Genomic DNA, 18237 nt, shown 5'->3' with positions numbered 1-18237 from the left:
GCATGACAGGAACTTTTTGACGATGTGCGCCGTTGTTGCGGCGAGAGGACATCTCGTCATGGAACACATAGCCGCGTTGTTGCTGGTCATCGGCTGTTCGAACTCAATGGCCGATTGCCACGAATTGCAGGTGCCCGTCAGTGTTTTCGCGACCGCCGACGAATGCACCGCTGAACGGCCATTCGCGATGGGCGACGTGCAAGGGCAGGCGCAGCATGTTGTCGCCAAATGCCTCGCGGTCGATCCCGCGCTTGAGGATGACTACGATCAAATAGTCTGGAATGTGCGCCCCGACGGCAGCCTCAATGCATCATTGGCGATTTCCAATGTGGTGATGGCATCGGCGGCGGCGCGCCCAGAAAAAGACTATCTTAGCCAACAATAAATTCGAGCAGCAAAGGCCGTCAGTTCGTGCTAAATGGCTGCTGGACCCAACTAAGCTAAATGGCTGCTGGAGCCAACTAAAGTGTGGACACAAGTGAGGAGTGACTCAATGCGGAAGATGATTATTGCGATGGTTGCGGTTGCCGCTCTCAGCGGCTGCACCTCGACCGAGAAGGACGTGGCTGGCGGCACCTTGATTGGTGCTGGCATTGGCGGTCTGGTGGGCGGCGGCAAGGGTGCCCTGATCGGGGCGGCTGTCGGTGCCGGATCGGGCTTGCTGGTTCGCAACCTGCGCAACGGCTATTGCCAGTATCGCGACCGTCACGGCCGGATTTACACGGCCCGCTGCAACTAATTCGGCGATAGTCGAAACTTCGATCCGGAGGCCGGCCATGCCAGCCTCCGGATTTTGCACGTATGGGCATTCCATCGCTATCGGCGCGGTCACTGGCCATCAGCCCGTGAGCGGAATTCTTATTTCCACCTTCAAACCATCGGCCTGAAAATCGCGCTTGATCGTGCCGCGCAACTCGCGCGTGACATTGAGGTCGATCAGCTTGGTACCGAATCCGGTCTCGACCGGCGCCTCGACCTTTTTCTTCCCGGCTTCTCGCCAGTTCAGAGCCAGCGTCCGCTCGCGCCCCCGCCCTTCCAGCGACCAGTCCACTTTGAGCGCCCAGTCACTTCGGTGCGCATTGGCGGAATTGCCGGCTTCGCCATATTTCAGCGCATTGGTCGCCAGTTCATGGAAGGTGAGGCCAAGCGCCTGCGTCGTGGTCTCGTCGAGCAGCACCTCGGGACCGGTCAACAACCCCTCCGGCAGGTCCTTGCCGAATACCTGGCCAAGTTCGATGCGCAGGAGATCGGCGAGATCGGCCTTCTGCCAGCGCGAGCGCGTCAGCATGTCCTGGGAAGCGGCCATCGCCTGCAACCTGGCCGAGAACGAGGCCGAAAACTCATTGACGTCGGTGGCTCGCGAAGCTGTCTGCCGCGCGATCGCCAGCACCCTGGTGATCGAATTCTTGATGCGATGCTTCATCTCCTGCAGCATCAGGTCTTTTTCGAGCAGGCTCTTCTCGGTTGTCTCGTGCAAGCGCGACGCCGCCTCATAGGCACGCTCCTGATAGCGCGCCACCAGCGCGATGGCGCCCGCCGCCAGCAGCCCGAACAGCCCAAGCATCACAGGGATGGCGCGCGACGACGGCTGCGAGAAGGCGCTGGTTGGCCTGAACAATACCGTCCACGGCCGGCCGGCCACCGTGATCTTGCGGGTGACCAGCAGCCGATCGCCAAAGGACGAAACCGGCGGCGTCTCCGACTGGAACAGAAGGTCGTCGCTGTTCACCGCGCCGTCATAGATTTCCGTGTTGACCGGCAATAGCGGCGCACGGCTGAGCGCGATCTGGAACAGGTCGCGGGCGCGGAAGGCCGCGTAGAGAAAGCCCGCGGTCGAGGATCGCGATGCGTTGATGACCTCGGGCGCTGTTTCGACGTTAAGCCGGACGAAGACCAGGAAGCCGGTGAAGGTCTGCGTGGCGCCCGTACCTTGGCCCAGTTGCAGCAGCCCGCTCGCGTGCTGCTGGTCATCGGCCATCGCCTTCTCGATCGCCGCGCGCCGCACTGGTTCGCTGAACATATCGTAGCCGATGCTGGCCTGGTTGGACGGGTCCATCGGCTCGAAGAGCATGATGGGCGCGCGCCATGGCTGCGTCGTCTCCGGATAGACCGGATGGCTGGTGCCAAAATCGTGCAGGATGTCGCGTTCGACCGCCGCCTCATCGCCCGTCTTGACCAGCCCGAGGAAGCCGATGCCGCGCAGGCCGGCGAAATTGGTGTCGACATCCAGCGCGTTGAAGAACGCCTTGAACTCGTTCTGGGAGATGTCGCCATTGCGGGCGTCGAACAGGGCCTGCGTCGACCGCAGCAGCGACAAATGCAGATCGATACGGCTCTCGATCCGGTTGAGTGCGTCATCGGCCGCCGCCTCGAACTTGATGCGGGCGGCTTCCTGCGTCGCGAAATAGGCGAACCCCGCCATGGTCATGCTGATCAGCGCAACGGCGATGAACGCGACAATCGGAAAAAGCTTTTTCAACGGATGATGCGGCCCATGAGCAATACCGGACCTTTATGGTCAAGTCGCCGGGCCAACACAATGGCAAGGCCAACCCATCGCGATCACTGGCACATCACGTGAGCGGCAACGGGGACGTGCGGGAGAGCCAATGCACCCCGCCGAAAGCCCTCAGGCGGCGATCTTCAACGCACCTGGTCCGGGAATGGCGCCAGGGGGACATTTGCCCAGGATGATCATGCCGAGCACCTCGTCCTGTGTGACGTCGGTGGTGCGCGCGGTGCCGACGACCTGTCCGTTCTTCATCACGCAGACCCGGTCGGCCAGCTCGAACACATCATGGATGTCGTGGCTGATCAGGAAGATGCCGATGCCGTCGGACTTGAGCTGCCTGACCAGTTCGCCGACCTGAGCCGTCTCTTGCGGACCGAGGGCCGCCGTCGGTTCGTCCATGATCAGGATGCGGGCGTTGAACAGGATCGCGCGTGCGATCGCCACAGATTGCCGCTGTCCGCCCGACAGTTTGATCACCGGTTCCTTGAAGCGCTGGAAGCGGGGATTGAGCCGCCCCATCACCTTGCGCGCCTCGGCCTCCATGGCAACATCGTCGAGCGTGCCCCAGGCGGTCATCAGTTCGCGGCCGAGGAAGAGATTGGCAGCGGCGTCGACATTGTCGGCCAAGGCGAGCGTCTGGTAGATCGTCTCGATGCCGTATCTCTTGGCGTCGCGCGGGTTGGAGATCGAAGCCTCCTCGCCATTGACGAAGATCTGTCCGGCGTCGCGCTTATAGGCGCCGGACAGGATCTTGATCAGCGTCGACTTGCCGGCGCCGTTGTGGCCGAGGAGCGCCACGACCTCGCCCGGGAAAAGATCGATCGAGGCGTCGTCGACGGCCCGGATGCCGCCAAAGGCGATCGAGATGTTGCGCATGTCGATCAGCGGCGTGCCGGCGGCGGGAGAGGTTTTGTCAGCCATGATCTTTCTCCCCCTAAACCCGTTTGCGATAGACGGTGTCGAGCCACACGGCGATGACCAGCACGGCGCCGACGACGATGCTCTGCAACGGCGAGTCGACGCCAAGCAACACCATGCCGGACTGCAGCGACTGCATCAGCAGTGCTCCGAGCATGGCGCCGATGATCGTTCCGGAGCCGCCGGCCAGCGACGTGCCGCCGATGACGGCGGCGGCGATGACAAGCAGCTCGTCCAATGTGCCAAGCACGTTGGTCGACGAGTTCTGCCGGGCAGACGAGATCGCGGCGGCGATCGTGGCCAGCACGCCCATGATCATGAACACCTTCATGGTGATCCAGCGTGTATTGATGCCCGCCAGGTTGGCGGCCTCCGGATTGCCGCCGATGGCAAAGACATAGCGGCCGAAACGGGTGCGGTTGGTGATGAAGGTCATGATCAGCCCGACGGCGATCGCCATCAGCACCGGGATGGCAATGCCGTGGGCGATGAACAGGCCACCCTCGGGCACGGTGATGTTGTTGGCGGCGGCGTATCTGTTCACGATGCCGATGGGCCAGGGATAGGAATTGGCCAGCCACACCGCGCCCATGATGACGGCGCAGGTGACGGTGCCAAGCAGCGTCTCGGCCCAGACCGGGCGCAACGGGAAGCGGAAGCGCTTGCGCTGCACCCGCCCATTGAACAGTGCAAACACGACGGCGAGGCAGGCGACGATGCCGACGATCCAGCTCCAGGTGGCACCGATCGATCCGGCCGGGCCGCCGCCCATCAGCTGGAACGTGGCGTCGAGCGGTGCCACGGTCTGGCCGCTGGTGACCCACCAGGCGGCACCGCGCCAGACCAGCAGGCCGCCCAGCGTGACGATGAAGGCCGGCACTTCGAGATAGGCGATGATGAAGCCCTGGAAAGCGCCGATCAGCAGCCCGAGCGCCAGCCCGATGACCAGTGCCAGAACCCAGATCCAAGGATTGCCGAGTTCAAGCCCGACGAACCGGACCAGGAAATGCACCTGGGCAAAGCCCATGACCATGCCGATCAGACCCTCGGCAGAGCCGACGGACAGGTCGATATTGCGCATGACGATGACCAGCACCATGCCGCAGGCCATGATCGCGACAGCGGAAGTCTGCACCGACAGGTTCCACAGATTGCGCGGAGTGAGAAAGGTGCGGCTGTCGAAATCGAGGGGATTGACGCCCAGACGCAGACTCGAAATCACGTGCAGCCCGACCCAGATCAGCAACAGGGCACCGATCATGCCGAGCATGCGGGTGTCGATCTCGGTTGCCTTCAGGAACCGGGCGACCGCGCCAAGCTCCGACGCGCGCGCGGTGTCGGCCTGCGGGTTGGACGTCGTGTCGGTCATGATTCCTCCCACCGGCCGGCCATCCGGCGCGGAGCCGGAACGCAGCCTAGAAGCTATCCGCCTGATGCGGAAACACAAATCTTTTTGAGAAAACGCCGCGGCTTTTGGGCCGCGGCGTCGATGACGAACAGTGCTGCGCCGTTCTAGTTGCAGGCCGCGACGCTACCGGCGGCGACGCCCGCGCAGACTTCATCCTTCTTGATCCAGCCGGCATCGATGACGAGATTGAGATTGTCCTTGGTGATGGCGACAGGGGTCAGGAACAGCGACTTGACGGTGTTGCCGCCGGGGGTCGTGAAATCCTTCACGCCGGCGATGTCGGTCATCTTCTTGCCGTCAGCCAGCTGCGAGGCGATCTCGGCGGCATTCTTGCCGAGCTCGCGCGCGTCCTTCCACACCGACACCGTCTGGGTGCCGAGCGCGATGCGGTTCAGCGCGGCATGATCGCCGTCCTGGCCCGACACCGGCACGGTGCCGGCAAGGCCTTGCGCCGTCAGCGCCGCGACGACACCGCCTGCGGTGCCGTCATTGGCGGCGACCACGGCATCGACCTTGTTGTCGTTGGCGGTCAGGAACTGTTCCATGTTCTTCTGGGCGTTGGCGGGCAGCCAGCCGTCCGTATAGGCCTCGCCGACATTCTTGATCTTGCCGCTGTCGATGGCCGCCTTGAGCACTTCCATCGAGCCCGAGAACAGGAAATCGGCGTTCGGATCGGCACCCGAGCCCTTGATGAAGACATAGTTGCCTTCCGGCTTGACCTTGAACACTGCGCTGGCCTGCAAGCGGCCGACTTCCTTGTTGTCGAAGGTCAGGTAGAAGACGTCCTTGTTCTCGATCAGGCGGTCATAGCCGACGACCGGAATGCCTTCGTCCAGTGCCTTCTGCACCGCCGGGCCGATCGCCGAAGCATCCTGCGCCAGGATGATCAGCGAATTGGCGCCCTGCGAGATCAGGCTCTCGACATCGGTAAGCTGCTTGCCGGGATTGGACTGCGCATCGGCGGAAATGTACTTGTCGCCGGCGGCCTCGATCGCCTTCTTCATGGCGGCCTCGTCGGTCTTCCAGCGCTCTTCCTGGAAGTTCGACCACGAAACGCCGATAACCTTGTCCTTCGCCTGCGCGACCGACGCAAGCGTCAGCGACATGGCGACACCCGCCAGGATGGCGGCCGTGAATCTCTTCATGATATCCTCCCTGCGCCGCGTATGGCGCGACCAAACTGACCCAAAGGCCGGCACAGAGGCTCTATTTTTTCGAGCCTCAAAAAAAATACTGATCCATCGTCGGAACGCTGTCAACATCGATTCTGATGGATCTTGAGGTGTCGCGGACTTTTTTTCGAGCCCCGCAATAAATAAATGACAGCACCGGCCGCTTCTGCCAGTATTTGCCCCAGTTGCCGGCAGTGTTCGAGGGGCAGGAAGAACCGCGGCGACCGGGAGGATGTGGGAAAGTATGTCGGTCGGAATCCGCCACGACGATCTGCGCCGGCGCAACCGCGCCATGGTGATTGCGGCCGTGCGCCGGGCCGGCCAACCCTCGCGCACCGAGATCGCCGCGACCACCGGCCTCAGCCATTCGACCATATCGGCGATCTCTTCCGACCTGATCGGCGAAGGCATCCTGGCCGAGGGCAAGCCGAGCGAGGCCGGTACGCTCAAACGCGGCAGGCCACAGGTCGGCCTCGGCCTCAACCCGGAGGCCGCGGCCATCATGACCGTCGTGCTGTCGCTGAATTTCCTGTCCGTCGCCGTCATCGACTATGCCGGCCAGGTGATATCAGAGGAACAGCGCCGGCTGGACACGCTGACCATGTCGCGCGAGGCGCTGATCGGTGAATGCGTCGCCATTGTACGGCGCCGCCTCGAGGATCCCGATATCGACGTGCGCAGTGTCGCCCGTATCGCACTGGCGATCCAGGGCATAACCGACACCAAGGCCAGGGCCATGCTGTGGTCGCCGATCACACCGCAGACCGACATCGCCTTCGCCGACATACTGGAAGCCGAGTTCGGCATCCCGGCCACCATGGAGAACGACTGCAACATGATGGCGGTGGCGCTGCGCTGGCGCGACCCCGAACGCTACCGCGACGACTTCATCGCCATCCTTTTGTCGCACGGCATCGGCATGGGCCTGGTGCTGAAGGGCGAGCTGTTCACCGGCACCCATTCGTCGGGTGGCGAGTTCGGCCACATGATCCATCGGCCAGGCGGCGCACTCTGCCGCTGCGGGCGGCGCGGCTGCGTCGAGGCCTATGCCGGCAACTACGCCATCTGGCGCAATGCCAGGCAGCTTGGCGAGGACACCGAACCGGTCGCCGACGTCAGCGACACGCAGATGCGGGCACTGGCGACGACGGCACGGGAACGGGCCGGGCCCGAGCGCGAAGCCTATCGCAAGGCCGGCGAAGCACTGGGTTATGGCCTCGGCAGCCTGTTCGCGCTGATCGATCCCGCACCCGTGGCCATGGTCGGCGTCAGCGCCGCCGCCTTCGACCTGATCGAGCCGGCATTGCGCGAGGCGATTGCTCAGACCGCCGGCGGCCAGCACTCGAAATCGATTTCGTTCGACACCGAACCGAACGAACTCCCCCTGATCCGCGAGGGCTGCGCCATGCGCGCACTGACCTTCGTCGATCAGGAGATCTTCGCGCCGGGCGCGCAGGCAAGAGGGAGTGCTGGAAAGAGCGTTGCCTGAAACCCGCGCGGAACGCCCTGGACTTCCGGAAAGGCACGGCCGGGCGCCGTGACTGCGCGTCTCAACCGCTTGACTGAGCGTCCCAAACCATTGACGGCTTCGGCAATCGCGACATCCATGCCGTGTGATCGGAGCGACGCCGACGCAGGAGACAGTGGAAAGTCGCCGCGTGGACTTCCGTTGTCGCGGCATCATCTTTGCTGGTTTTCGCGGGCGTATTGATGTTTGCCGTTATTATCTTTCGCACTCGCGCCGGCTGAGCGCTCCTTTAATCCTCGCGGATCGCGTAGCCTGCCCCACGGATGGTGCGGATGACGTCGGGCATGCGGCCATTGTTGACCGCCTTGCGCAGGCGGCCGACATGCACGTCCACGGTGCGTTCGTCGATATAAATCGTCTCACCCCAGACATTGTCGAGCAACTGGCTGCGCGAGAACACGCGGCCGGGATGGCGCATCATGAATTCCAGAAGGCGGAATTCGGTCGGCCCGAGCCGGATCTCGCTCTTCTTGCGGTAGACCCGATGCGATTCACGGTCGAGCACGATGTCGCCGACCTTGAGCACGCTGGACAGCACTTCGGGCTTGGCGCGGCGCAGCAGCGCCTTGACGCGCGCCATGAATTCCGGCGTCGAGAACGGCTTGACCAGATAATCGTCGGCACCGGTCGAAAGGCCACGCACGCGGTCGCTCTCCTCGCCGCGCGCCGTCAGCATGATGATCGGCAGCCGTTCGGTCTCGGGCCGCATTCTTAGCCGGCGACAGAGTTCGATACCGGACACCGCCGGCACCATCCAGTCGAGCACCAGAAGATCGGGCACGTTTTCCTGCAGCCGGATTTCGGCTTCATCGCCGCGGGTTACCACCTCGACCTGATAGCCTTCCGATTCCAGATTGTAGCGGAGGAGCACGCCGAGCGGCTCCTCGTCCTCCACCACCATGATGCGTGGTGCGATCATTGACTGGTCACCTCTAAAGCAATCCCGGGAAAAATATGTAACGGTTTTCCATCCTGAATTGCGTGAAACAAAGAGATAGAGCGGTTCGGCGTTTCCGCGAAACGATGAACCGCTCCAACGCTCAAGCCGCCGGCGCCGACATCGCCGTCTCGTCCTGTTTGGGGCGGTTGGCGGGCAGTTGCGTGCCGGTCAGGACATAGTACGCGTTCTCGGCGATGTTGGTCACATGGTCGCCGATGCGTTCGAGATTCTTGGCGCAGAACAACAGATGCGTGCAAGCGGTGATGTTGCGCGGATCCTCCATCATGTAGGTCAGCAGCTCGCGGAACACCGAGGTGTATTTGACGTCGATGCGTTCGTCGTCGGCGCGCAGCTTCGCAAGCGCGGCGGCATCGCGCGCCGCATACTCCTCGATCACGCCCTGCACCTGGATCAGCACCAGCTGCGCCATGGCGTCGATGGAATGCGACAGGTCGCGCGGCGTTGCGGTGAGACCGACGGTGCCGACGCGCTTGGCGATGTTCTTGGCAAGGTCGCCAATGCGTTCGAGGTCGCCAGCCATGCGGATCGACCCGACGACATGGCGCAGATCGTCTGCCATCGGCTGGCGCTTGGCGATCAGCGTGATGGCGCGATCGTCGAGTTCGCGCTGGCGCGCATCCATGATGGCGTCGTCGGAGACCACGCGCTGTGCCAGCGCGTTGTCGGAATTCAGCAGCGCCTTGGTGGCGCCGCCGACCATCGAGCCGGCGAGATCGCCCATGTCGCTGATCAGCCTGCTGATCTGTCCGAGATCCTCGTCGAAGGCTGCGACTGTGTGTTCGGCCATGATCCTGGTCCTCGTAATGCGTGCGATCAGCCGAAGCGGCCGGTGATGTAGTCTTGCGTGCGCTTCTCGCGAGGCGACGTGAAGATCTTCTCGGTGCGGTCGAACTCGACCAGTTCGCCCAGATACATGAAGGCGGTCTGCTTCGAGACGCGCGCCGCCTGCTGCATGTTGTGGGTGACGATGACGATCGTGTAGTCGGCCTGCAGCTCGTCGATCAGTTCCTCGATCTTGGCGGTCGACAGCGGATCGAGCGCGGAGGCCGGCTCATCGAGCAGGATGACCTCCGGCTTCACCGCCACCGTGCGGGCGATGCACAGCCGCTGCTGCTGGCCGCCCGACAGGCTGAGGCCGCTGGCATTGAGCTTGTCCTTGACCTCGGTCCACAAAGCGGCGCGCTTCAGCGCCTGCTCGACACGACCGTCCATCTCGGCCTTGCTGATCTTCTCATAGAGCCTGACGCCGAAGGCGATGTTCTCGTAGATCGACATCGGGAAGGGCGTCGGCTTCTGGAACACCATGCCGATCTTGGTGCGCAGCAGGTTGAGGTCCTGCGAGCGGTCGAGAATGTTCTGGCCGTCGAGCAGCACCTGGCCCTCGGCGGTCTGCTTGGGGTAGAGCTCGTAGATGCGGTTGAAGACGCGCAGCAGCGTCGACTTTCCGCAGCCGGAAGGGCCGATGAAGGCGGTGACGCTGCGCTCAGGCAGCGACAGCGTGATATCCTTCAGCGCCTTCGATTGGCCGTAGTAGAAGTTGAGGTTCTTGACCTCGATCTTGGCCTTGGCCGCCGCCTCGGCGGCGATCGTCATGTCTGGAGACAACATCTGGCTCATTTGTCCTCTCTGCGTCCGGTCAGGCTGCGCGCGAAGATGCTGAGCGCGAGAACCGTCAATGTGATTATGAGTGCGCCGGTCCAGGCCAGTTGCTGCCATTCCTCGTAGGGACTGAGAGCGAACTGGAAGATGGTGACTGGCAGGCTGGCCATCGGAGCGTTGAGATTGCTGGACCAGAACTGGTTGTTCAGCGCCGTGAAAAGAAGGGGTGCGGTCTCGCCGGAGATGCGGGCGATAGCCAGCAATATGCCGGTGACGATGCCCGAAAGTGCCGCGCGATAGGCAACCGAACGGATGACCACCCAGCGCGGCGCGCCGATCGCGGTGCCGGCTTCGCGCAACGCGTTCGGCACCAGATTGAGCATGTCCTCGGTGGTGCGCACGACGACCGGGATGACCAGGATGGCCAGCGCGACGGCACCGGCGATCGCCGAGAAATGCCCCATCGGCCGCACCATCAGCTCATAGACGAACAGGCCGATGATGATCGATGGCGCCGACAGAAGGATGTCGTTGATGAAGCGCACCACGGTAGTGAGCTTCGAGAAGCGGCCGTACTCGGCCATATAAGTGCCCGCCAGCACGCCGATCGGCGTGCCGACAATAACGGCGATGACCGTCATCACCACGCTGCCGTAGATGGCATTGAGCAGGCCGCCGGCGTCGCCGGGTGGCGGCGTCATTTCCGTGAAGACCGAAAGATTGACGCCCGCGAGGCCCTTGTAGAGCAGAGCGCCGAGGATGAGCGCCAGCCAGGCCAAGCCGATGCCGGCGGCGACGACGCACAGCGTCATCATCACGCCATTCTTGCGCTTGCGGCTGTGGTGAAGCGATGCGGCTATCGACATCGGTCAGGCTCCCGTGCGGGCATCGATGCGCATCAGCATATAGCGTGCGATGGCAAGGATCAGGAAGGTGATAACGAACAGGATCAGGCCGAGCGCGACCAGCGAGGAGGTGTAGAGATCGCCGACGGCTTCGGTGAATTCGTTGGCGATGGTCGCCGAGATGGTCGTTGCCGGCGCGAACAGCGAAGTGCTGATGCGGTGGGCGTTGCCGATGACGAAGGTCACCGCCATTGTTTCACCAAGCGCGCGGCCGAGAGCCAGCATGACGCCGCCCATGATGCCGATGCGCGTGTAGGGAATGACGACCCGGCGCGTGACCTCCCAGGTCGTGCAGCCGATCCCATAGGCCGATTCCTTCAGCACAGACGGCACCGTATCGAACACGTCCTTGGTGATCGAGGTGATGAAAGGCAGGATCATGATGGCCAGGATCATCGCCGAGGTCAGCAGGCCGATGCCATAAGGGGGGCCGGCGAACAGGCTGTTGAGGCCCGGAATACCGTGGAACACGCTGATGATGAAAGGCTGCACGGCCGTCTGCAGGAACGGTGCCAGCACGAACAGGCCCCAGATACCGTAGATGATCGAAGGGATGCCGGCCAGCAATTCCACCGCCATGCCGATGGGGCGCCGAAGCGGGCGCGGGCAGAGCTCGGTGAGGAAGATGGCGATGCCGATGCCGAGCGGCACGGCGATCAGGATGGCGATCGCCGAGGTGATGATGGTGCCGTAGATCGGGGCCAGAGCACCGAACTTCTCCGTCACCGGGTTCCAGCTTTCGCTGGTCAGGAAGGAAAAGCCGAAAGTCGACAGGGCTTGCCAGGAACCGGCAAACAGCGAGATCGCGACCCCGCCAAGCAGGACCAGCACCAATATCGCGGCGGCGCGGGTTGTCGCGTGGAAGATTGAGTCGGTCAGCGCGAACCGTCGAACGATGGCATCGCGGGAACCTCTGACGGCTGGCAAGGCTTCCTGGACAGCGCTCATGTCAAGCTCGGCTCTTTCAGGTTGAAGGGAAAGGAGCGCCACGGTCGCGGCGCTCCTTTGGAAGATGTTACTCGCCGGCGTAGACGGGCTTGCCGCCGGCCTGGATGTCGGCCTTCCACGAAGCCTTGATCAGGTCGACGACGCTGTCGGGGATCGAGACATAGTCGAGCGCCTTGGCGGTTTCCTTGCCGTCCTTGTAGGCCCAGGCAAAGAACTTCAGGGCGTCGCCGGTTGCGGCTGCGTCGTCCGGAGCCTTGTGGATCAGAACCCAGGTGGAAGCCGCGATCGGCCAGGTGGTGTCGCCCGGCTCGTTGGTGATGATGACGTTGAAGTTCTTGGCACCCTTCCAATCGGCATTCGAAGCTGCCGCACCGAAGGATTCGAGCGACGGCTCGACGACCTTGCCGGCAGCATTCAGCATTTTGGAATAGGACAGGTTGTTCTGCGACGCATAGGCGTATTCGACGTAGCCGATGCCGCCGTCGGTCTGCTTGACGGTGTTGGCAACGCCTTCGCTGCCCTTGGCGCCAACGCCCGTCGGCCATTCGACGGCGGTGTCGGAACCGACCTTGTCCTTCCAGTCGGGCGAGAGCTTCACCAGGTAGTCGGTGAAGTTGAAGGTGGTGCCCGAACCGTCCGAACGATGCACGACGGCGATCGCGGTAGACGGCAGGGTGAGGGTGGGGTTCAGCGCCTTGATCGCGGCGTCGTCCCAGGTGGTGATGGCGCCGAGATAGATCTGGGCCAGCGTCTTGCCGTCGAGCACGAGTTCGCCCGGCTTGACGCCGGTGAGGTTGACGATCGGCACGATGCCGCCCATCACCATCGGGAACTGCACGAGGCCGTTCTTTTCCAGGTCGGCGTCGGACATCGGCTTGTCCGTGGCGCCGAAGGTCACGGTCTTGGCGATGACCTGCTTGATGCCGCCGCCCGAACCGATCGACTGGTAGTTGAGGCCGATGCCGGTGTCCTTCTTGTAGGTGTCGGCCCACTTGGCGAACACCGGGTAGATGAATGTCGAGCCGGCGCCGGAAAGGTCAGCTGCCATTGCCGCGGAAAGGGTGAAGGTAGACGCCGTAGCCATTGCAATCGCAACGGCCGCCGAGCGGATGAAATGTCTCATGTGGCCTGCTCCTGTTCGGAAGATGGTCTCTCGGCGCCATTCGTAACCGGCGCCCGCTGAGGCCAATAGCCTTCGATTATAACAGTCGCATGACAGTTTCGTGTCAGCCCGGTAACGCGTCACGGGCACTGGCAAGGGCGGTGGCATCGGGCGGTCGCGACCTGATCCGAGTTTGCTCTCGGAATCAGTGACTTGGGCCATCCGCCAGCCGGAGCCGCCGCCGGATTCGACGGGGCTTTCTCGGGGGAAGAAAATCCGGACGGGAGCGCGTTGCTCAAGGCCAGAGCGTGTCGTGGCCGGGCCATCGCCAAAAACAGGTCCGTTGGGGTAGGTTGACGCTGCTTCTTTGCCGGCGGTCGCTGCTCCCGCCCGTAACTGCAAGGGCGGAATTCGATTTTGCTATTGTCTCGGCTGGGCGCCACCTTAGATATGGTGCGATCGCGCCATAGTCATTGCACGCAGGCGTAGCGGCAAATCCGCGATTGATTCCCTTGGCTTGCCTCTGGCACCCCCGGGACAGGCAACGCGGTGCTATCCCGCGTTGCGCTGGACCTGGCGGCCGGTGCCGATCCAGCGCTCGACCTTCTCCAGCAGGGCCCTGGGGCTGATCGGCTTGGGCAGGTAGTCGTCCATCCCCGCCTCCAGGCACCGCTCGCGATCGCCTTTGAGCGCATGCGCGGTGACGCCGACGATCGGCACATGCGTGTCGGTTTCCTGCTCCAGCCGGCGGATCGCGGCGGTCGCCTCGAGCCCGCTCATCTCCGGCATAGAGACATCCATCAGGATCATGCACGGATTGAGCTTGCCGAAGGCGTCGAGCGCCTTGCGGCCATTGCCGACGATCTCGAAACCATAGCCGGTTTCGCCAAGGATCTGGGTGAAGACCATCTGGTTCACCTCATTGTCCTCGGCCACGAGGATGTCCAGCCTGTCTCCGCCACCAGCGGTGGCAGGCAGCCTGGGGCGAACCGGTGGCGGCTGCAATTGCGCGCGTTGTTCGGACAATGCCAGCGGCGGAGAAGCGCCAGGCCCCTCGCCTGCGAGCGGCTGGGCGGCGTGGCCATCCGTGGCATGGCGATGGCGCTGTATGGTCGCGACCAACGTCTCCAGGAGCACCGAGGAACGCGCCGGCTTGATCAACTGGGCGTCGATGCCGAGATCGCGGTAGCTGGTGTTGGCGAGCGACTGGTCGACCGAGGTCAGCATGATGATCGGCGTGTCGGCGAGACCTTCGGTGTTGCGCACGATGCGCGCCATTTCTGCGCCGCTCATCCCAGGCATCTGGTAGTCGAGCACGACGCAATCCACGGGCACGCCGTAGGCGGCGGCCGCGATCAGCACCTTGAGGCCCTCGGCGCCGCTTTCGGCGGCGCAGGAATCGAACGTCCACGAGGTCATCTGCTCGGTCAGGATGGCCCGGTTGACGGCATTGTCGTCAACGATCAGCACCCGTGCGCCTGTCACGTCCACCGGCATGATGCGCTGCCCGTTCTGCTGCCCGGCACTGGGCAGCGTCACGGTGAACCAGAAGGTCGAGCCCTTGCCCTCGGCGCTCTCGACGCCGATCTCGCCGCCCATCAGTTCGACCAGCCGCGAGGTGATGGCAAGGCCAAGCCCGGTGCCCTCGTGCCGCCGTGTCGAAGAGGTGTCGACTTGGCTGAATTTTTCGAACACCAGCTTCAGTTTTTCCTCGGGGATGCCGATCCCGGTGTCGGTGACCGAAATCGTCAGCTTGGTTCCGGTCGGGACCCTCTCGCCGGTCACGTCGACCAGCACATGGCCTTCATCGGTGAATTTCACCGCGTTGCCGAGCAGGTTGGTGACGATCTGCCTGATGCGGCCGACGTCGCCGATGAACAGGTTTTCGAGCCTTGGCTCGACGCGCACGATAAGCTCGAGGTCCTTTTCCTTGGCACGCGTCGACACCAGCGTCGCCACATCCTCGATCGCCTCGGCAAGGTTGAAGGGCGCCGGATCGAGCACCATCTGGCCGGCATCGATCTTGGAGAAGTCCAGGATGTCGTTGATGATGGTCAAGAGCGCGTTGCCCGACTTGACGATGATGTCGGTGAACGTCTTCTGCTTCGGATCGAGATTGGACTTGGCCAAGAGTTCCGCCATGCCCAGCACACCGTTCATTGGCGTGCGGATTTCATGGCTCATATTGGCGAGGAATTCCGACTTTGCGCGGTCGGCGAGCACGGCGCGCTGGCGCGCCTCGCTGAGCTCCGCCTCGCGCATCTTCAGCTCCGTGATATCGGTGGTCGATCCGATGAGGTAGAGCGAACCGTCCGACGCGATCATCGCGCCCTTGCGCGCAAACTGGTGGCGCACGCTGCCATCGGGAAGCGTCACGCTCTCCTCGATCTCCTGGGTTTCGCCGGTGCGCAGCACGGCCAGATCGCCGGCGACGAAGGCCTCGCCATCCGGGCCGAAGATCTCGACATCGGTCTTGCCGATCGCCTCTTGCTTGCTGAAGCCGGTAAGGTCGCACCAGCCCTTGTTGACATAGAACTGCCTGAGGTCGGAGCGCTTGGCGTAGATCGACACCGGCACATTGTCGATCAGGCTGCGGAACACCTCGTTCTCGCGCATGCTCTCTTCCAGAGCCCGCTCGCGCGCCTTGACGTCGGTGATGTCGGTGCTGGAGCCGACCAGATGCACCGATCCGTCGGTCGCCACAAGGCGGCTCTTGCGCGTCATCAATTGCCGCACCGTGCCGTCGCGATGGGTGACGGGCTCCTCGACCTCGCGCACGGCGCCGGTCGCCACGACATCGGTGTCGTCATGGCTGTAGGCTTCCGCTTCCGCGGCGCCGAACAGCTGGCGGTCGGTCCGGCCGATGACGTCTTCCTTGGCGAGGCCCGTGATCGCGCACCAGGCCTTGTTGACGAATTCGATGCTCAGGTCCTGCGCCTTGATGAAGGCGGCCACCGGCAACTCATCCATGACGTGCCGGAACAGGTCGATCTGGCGCATGGAATCGCGCAGGGCGGCTTCGCGGCTCTTGATATCGGTGATGTCGACGCGCACACCGATGAACGTGCCGTCATCGGCGCGCATGTCGTAGACCTGATACCAGCGTCCATCGGCATTGAGGCGCTCGTAGGAAGAATTTGGCAGCCGGTAGCGCTCCAATATGCTGTCGAGCCAACGTTCGGGTTCGGATTCGTAAAGCCCGTCGATCCCGCTATCGCCGCTCGAGCGGAAATAGCCGACTGAGCGGCCGAATTCCAACGCCTCGCGGAAACTCCGGCCGGGCTGCCAGAAAGGTTTCAACGCCGGCAGCGTATCCTGCAGCTTGCGGTTGGCGAAGACGAACTTGTCATCGCGATCGTAGATGATCACACCGGCCGGCAGCGATTCCAGCACGCTGGCGAGATGCTTGCGCGCATCCTGCGCCTCGGTCTCGCGCCGTTTCATATCGGAAATGTCGAAGAGGAAGCCGGCGACATAGTCGCGGCCGCTTGGCATGCGGACGCGGTTTTTCCTGACAATGCGCGAACGAGCGGCGCCTTCATCGTCGAAATTCTCTTCGACTTCATAGATTTGTCCCGTCGACAGGACTTCCCGTTCACTGCGTTCGAAGAGCGCGACCTGGGTCGGCCCGAGGAAATCGCCACCGGGTCTGCCAAGCATGGCTTGCGGTGTCTGGCCGAACAGTTTCGCGAATGCCTCATTGACGAAGACGAACCGGAGATGATCGTCCTTGACGAAAATCGGATCCTCGACGGCGTTGATTACCGCCTCCGCGAGCCGCGCCTTTTCCAGCGCATCGGCGAGCTCGGCGTCGCGCAGCTTCAGCTCGGTGACGTCGTAATAGGTCAGCAGTCGCTTGCCACCCGACAAGGCTGTGATGGAGAACAGCATCGTCTTGCCGTCGGCATGGCGGAACTGGCGAGCCGAGACGCTGCCGGCTCGGATCTCATCCAGCCGGCTGGCGAGATAGCGCTCCCATTCCGGCTGGGCGATATCACCATAAATGCCGTTGCGCCGATTGATCTCCATCAGCAGGCTGAAGGGTGCGCCGACGGCCACATCGCCTTCCGACATCTTGGAGATGTCACGATAGGCCTTGTTGATAATCAGCGTGTCGAGCTTCGCGTCGAGAAGCACGATCCCCATGCGCATGGCATCCATCGTCCGCTCGAGATCGGCAAGATGCCCGGCGGTGTCGCCGCCGATTGGCGGTTCCTGCCTTGGCTCCATGTCTTCGAACGCGATGTCTTCGAACGCGCTGGCCAGTGCGGTGACATTGCGGCCTATGCCGCGATAGCCGGCAAATTTTCCTTCGCTGTCGAACCGTGGGAAGCCTGAAGTCAGCACCCAGCGACAGCCGGCGCGACCTCCCTTCAGTTCATAGACGAAGTCGCGGAAAGGCCGGTGCGCCTCCAGATCCTCCAGATGCGCCGCCGCGCTGCGCTTGCCTTTCAGGACCTGGGTCAGGAAATCGAAGCGGAACCGGCCGAGCACATCAGCCGGATCGATGCCGGTGGCCGCCTGATAGGTGGGTGAAAGCCAGGAGAAGCGCAGTTCGGCGTCGGTCTCCCAGATCCAGTCCGAGCCTGCCTCGACCAGCTGGCGAAGCGCGTCGGCCGAATCCATGTCCGCGCATGCTGGCGCGTCACCACGATGCACCGCCTTGCCGGACCCACGCCTGCCGCGCGCACCGATTGCTTCGTCCGCTTCCGCCATGCTGTCCCCACCCCGAAAATCAAGGTCGAACCCTCCCTCCGCGGTTCGTCGGCGGAATGTGCCCGAGAAGCATTAACGATCCGCTAACCTTAACGGCGCGACCGGCACGCTCGGTCTGCGTTATTCCGCCCGGTTGTCGGGCGGACCAAGGCTGCGTTATAAGTCCATGCAGGGGTGTTGCTAATGTACGGACGGATAGGGCCTTTCTTGCTGGGCGTGACACTGCTTTTCGGCAGTGGCTGTTCGCGCAGCTATGACGGCACGGTCATCATCCCGCGGCCGCTCGACGCCAGGCGCTTCTGGGAACGGCCGCCCCCGAATGTCGATTACGCGCCGCAAGTCGACAATGGTGCCTTTCCGGTGCCACCACAGCCGCCCGAACAATTTTCCGAACGCAGGATTTCGAAACCTGCCGTACAGAGACGACACCAGACGAGGCTTTCACCGCCGTCACCCGCGTCCTCGGAG

The 18237-nt window shown here is 63.1% G+C and carries 14 protein-coding genes; 3 read left to right on the top strand and 11 right to left on the bottom strand.

Annotated elements, in window-relative coordinates; translation table 11 throughout:
* Positions 1-58 precede the first annotated feature (58 nt).
* Positions 59-385: a hypothetical protein gene (locus tag EB231_RS07405; RefSeq protein WP_172348243.1), complete on the top strand. Its 327-nt coding sequence runs from the start codon at positions 59-61 to the stop codon at positions 383-385.
* A gap of 108 nt (positions 386-493) precedes the next feature.
* The gene (locus EB231_RS07400) at positions 494-739 is read left to right on the top strand and encodes a YMGG-like glycine zipper-containing protein (protein ID WP_056575798.1); all 246 of its coding nucleotides are present in this window, start codon (positions 494-496) and stop codon (positions 737-739) included.
* 99 nt (positions 740-838) lie between these two features.
* Here the strand turns inward: EB231_RS07400 and EB231_RS07395 are convergent, their stop codons facing one another.
* From EB231_RS07395 to xylF, 4 genes are all read right to left on the bottom strand, one after another.
* Complete coding sequence (locus EB231_RS07395) at positions 839-2479, bottom strand: CHASE domain-containing protein (protein WP_172348242.1); 1641 nt, start codon at positions 2477-2479, stop codon at positions 839-841.
* Between the two features lie 150 nt (positions 2480-2629).
* Positions 2630-3433 carry an ATP-binding cassette domain-containing protein gene (locus EB231_RS07390; RefSeq protein ID WP_172348241.1) on the bottom strand — a complete coding sequence of 268 codons (804 nt, stop codon included), beginning with the start codon at positions 3431-3433 and terminating at the stop codon, positions 2630-2632.
* 13 nt (positions 3434-3446) lie between these two features.
* Positions 3447-4799: a sugar ABC transporter permease gene (locus tag EB231_RS07385; protein WP_172348240.1), complete on the bottom strand. Its 1353-nt coding sequence runs from the start codon at positions 4797-4799 to the stop codon at positions 3447-3449.
* 143 nt (positions 4800-4942) lie between these two features.
* The gene (xylF, locus tag EB231_RS07380) at positions 4943-5983 is read right to left on the bottom strand and encodes a D-xylose ABC transporter substrate-binding protein (protein WP_056575790.1); all 1041 of its coding nucleotides are present in this window, start codon (positions 5981-5983) and stop codon (positions 4943-4945) included.
* 271 nt (positions 5984-6254) lie between these two features.
* Between xylF and EB231_RS07375 the strand changes: the two genes are divergently transcribed.
* Positions 6255-7499 (top strand): ROK family protein, encoded by a 1245-nt coding sequence (locus tag EB231_RS07375; RefSeq protein WP_172348239.1) that lies wholly within the window; start codon positions 6255-6257, stop codon positions 7497-7499.
* Positions 7500-7767: 268 nt separating this feature from the next.
* Here EB231_RS07375 and phoB read toward each other — a convergent pair whose 3' ends face one another.
* The 7 genes from phoB to EB231_RS07340 form a co-directional block, all read right to left on the bottom strand.
* Positions 7768-8457, bottom strand: a complete 690-nt coding sequence (gene phoB / locus EB231_RS07370) for a phosphate regulon transcriptional regulator PhoB (protein WP_010911896.1) — start codon at positions 8455-8457, stop codon at positions 7768-7770.
* Positions 8458-8578: 121 nt separating this feature from the next.
* On the bottom strand, positions 8579-9286 hold the full coding sequence (gene phoU / locus EB231_RS07365) for a phosphate signaling complex protein PhoU (RefSeq protein WP_172348238.1): 708 nt from the start codon (positions 9284-9286) through the stop codon (positions 8579-8581).
* 26 nt (positions 9287-9312) lie between these two features.
* Entirely contained in the window at positions 9313-10116 is an 804-nt protein-coding gene (gene pstB / locus EB231_RS07360; protein ID WP_172348237.1) for a phosphate ABC transporter ATP-binding protein PstB, read from the bottom strand.
* On the bottom strand, positions 10113-10964 hold the full coding sequence (pstA, locus tag EB231_RS07355; RefSeq protein ID WP_172348236.1) for a phosphate ABC transporter permease PstA: 852 nt from the start codon (positions 10962-10964) through the stop codon (positions 10113-10115). Before pstA ends, pstB begins: the two co-directional genes overlap by 4 nt.
* Before the next feature lie 3 nt (positions 10965-10967).
* Positions 10968-11951, bottom strand: coding sequence for a phosphate ABC transporter permease subunit PstC (pstC, locus tag EB231_RS07350; RefSeq protein ID WP_172348235.1), 984 nt, complete (start codon positions 11949-11951; stop codon positions 10968-10970).
* A gap of 67 nt (positions 11952-12018) precedes the next feature.
* On the bottom strand, positions 12019-13074 hold the full coding sequence (gene pstS, locus EB231_RS07345) for a phosphate ABC transporter substrate-binding protein PstS (protein WP_172348234.1): 1056 nt from the start codon (positions 13072-13074) through the stop codon (positions 12019-12021).
* Between the two features lie 531 nt (positions 13075-13605).
* Positions 13606-17769 carry a PAS domain-containing protein gene (locus EB231_RS07340; protein WP_172348233.1) on the bottom strand — a complete coding sequence of 1388 codons (4164 nt, stop codon included), beginning with the start codon at positions 17767-17769 and terminating at the stop codon, positions 13606-13608.
* Positions 17770-18237 lie beyond the last annotated feature (468 nt).

The organism is Mesorhizobium sp. NZP2298, assembly GCF_013170825.1.
Taxonomy (GTDB): Bacteria; Pseudomonadota; Alphaproteobacteria; order Rhizobiales; family Rhizobiaceae; genus Mesorhizobium.
The sequence above is the reverse complement of the archived record's forward strand: the minus strand, read 5'-3'. Positions and strand labels throughout refer to the sequence as shown.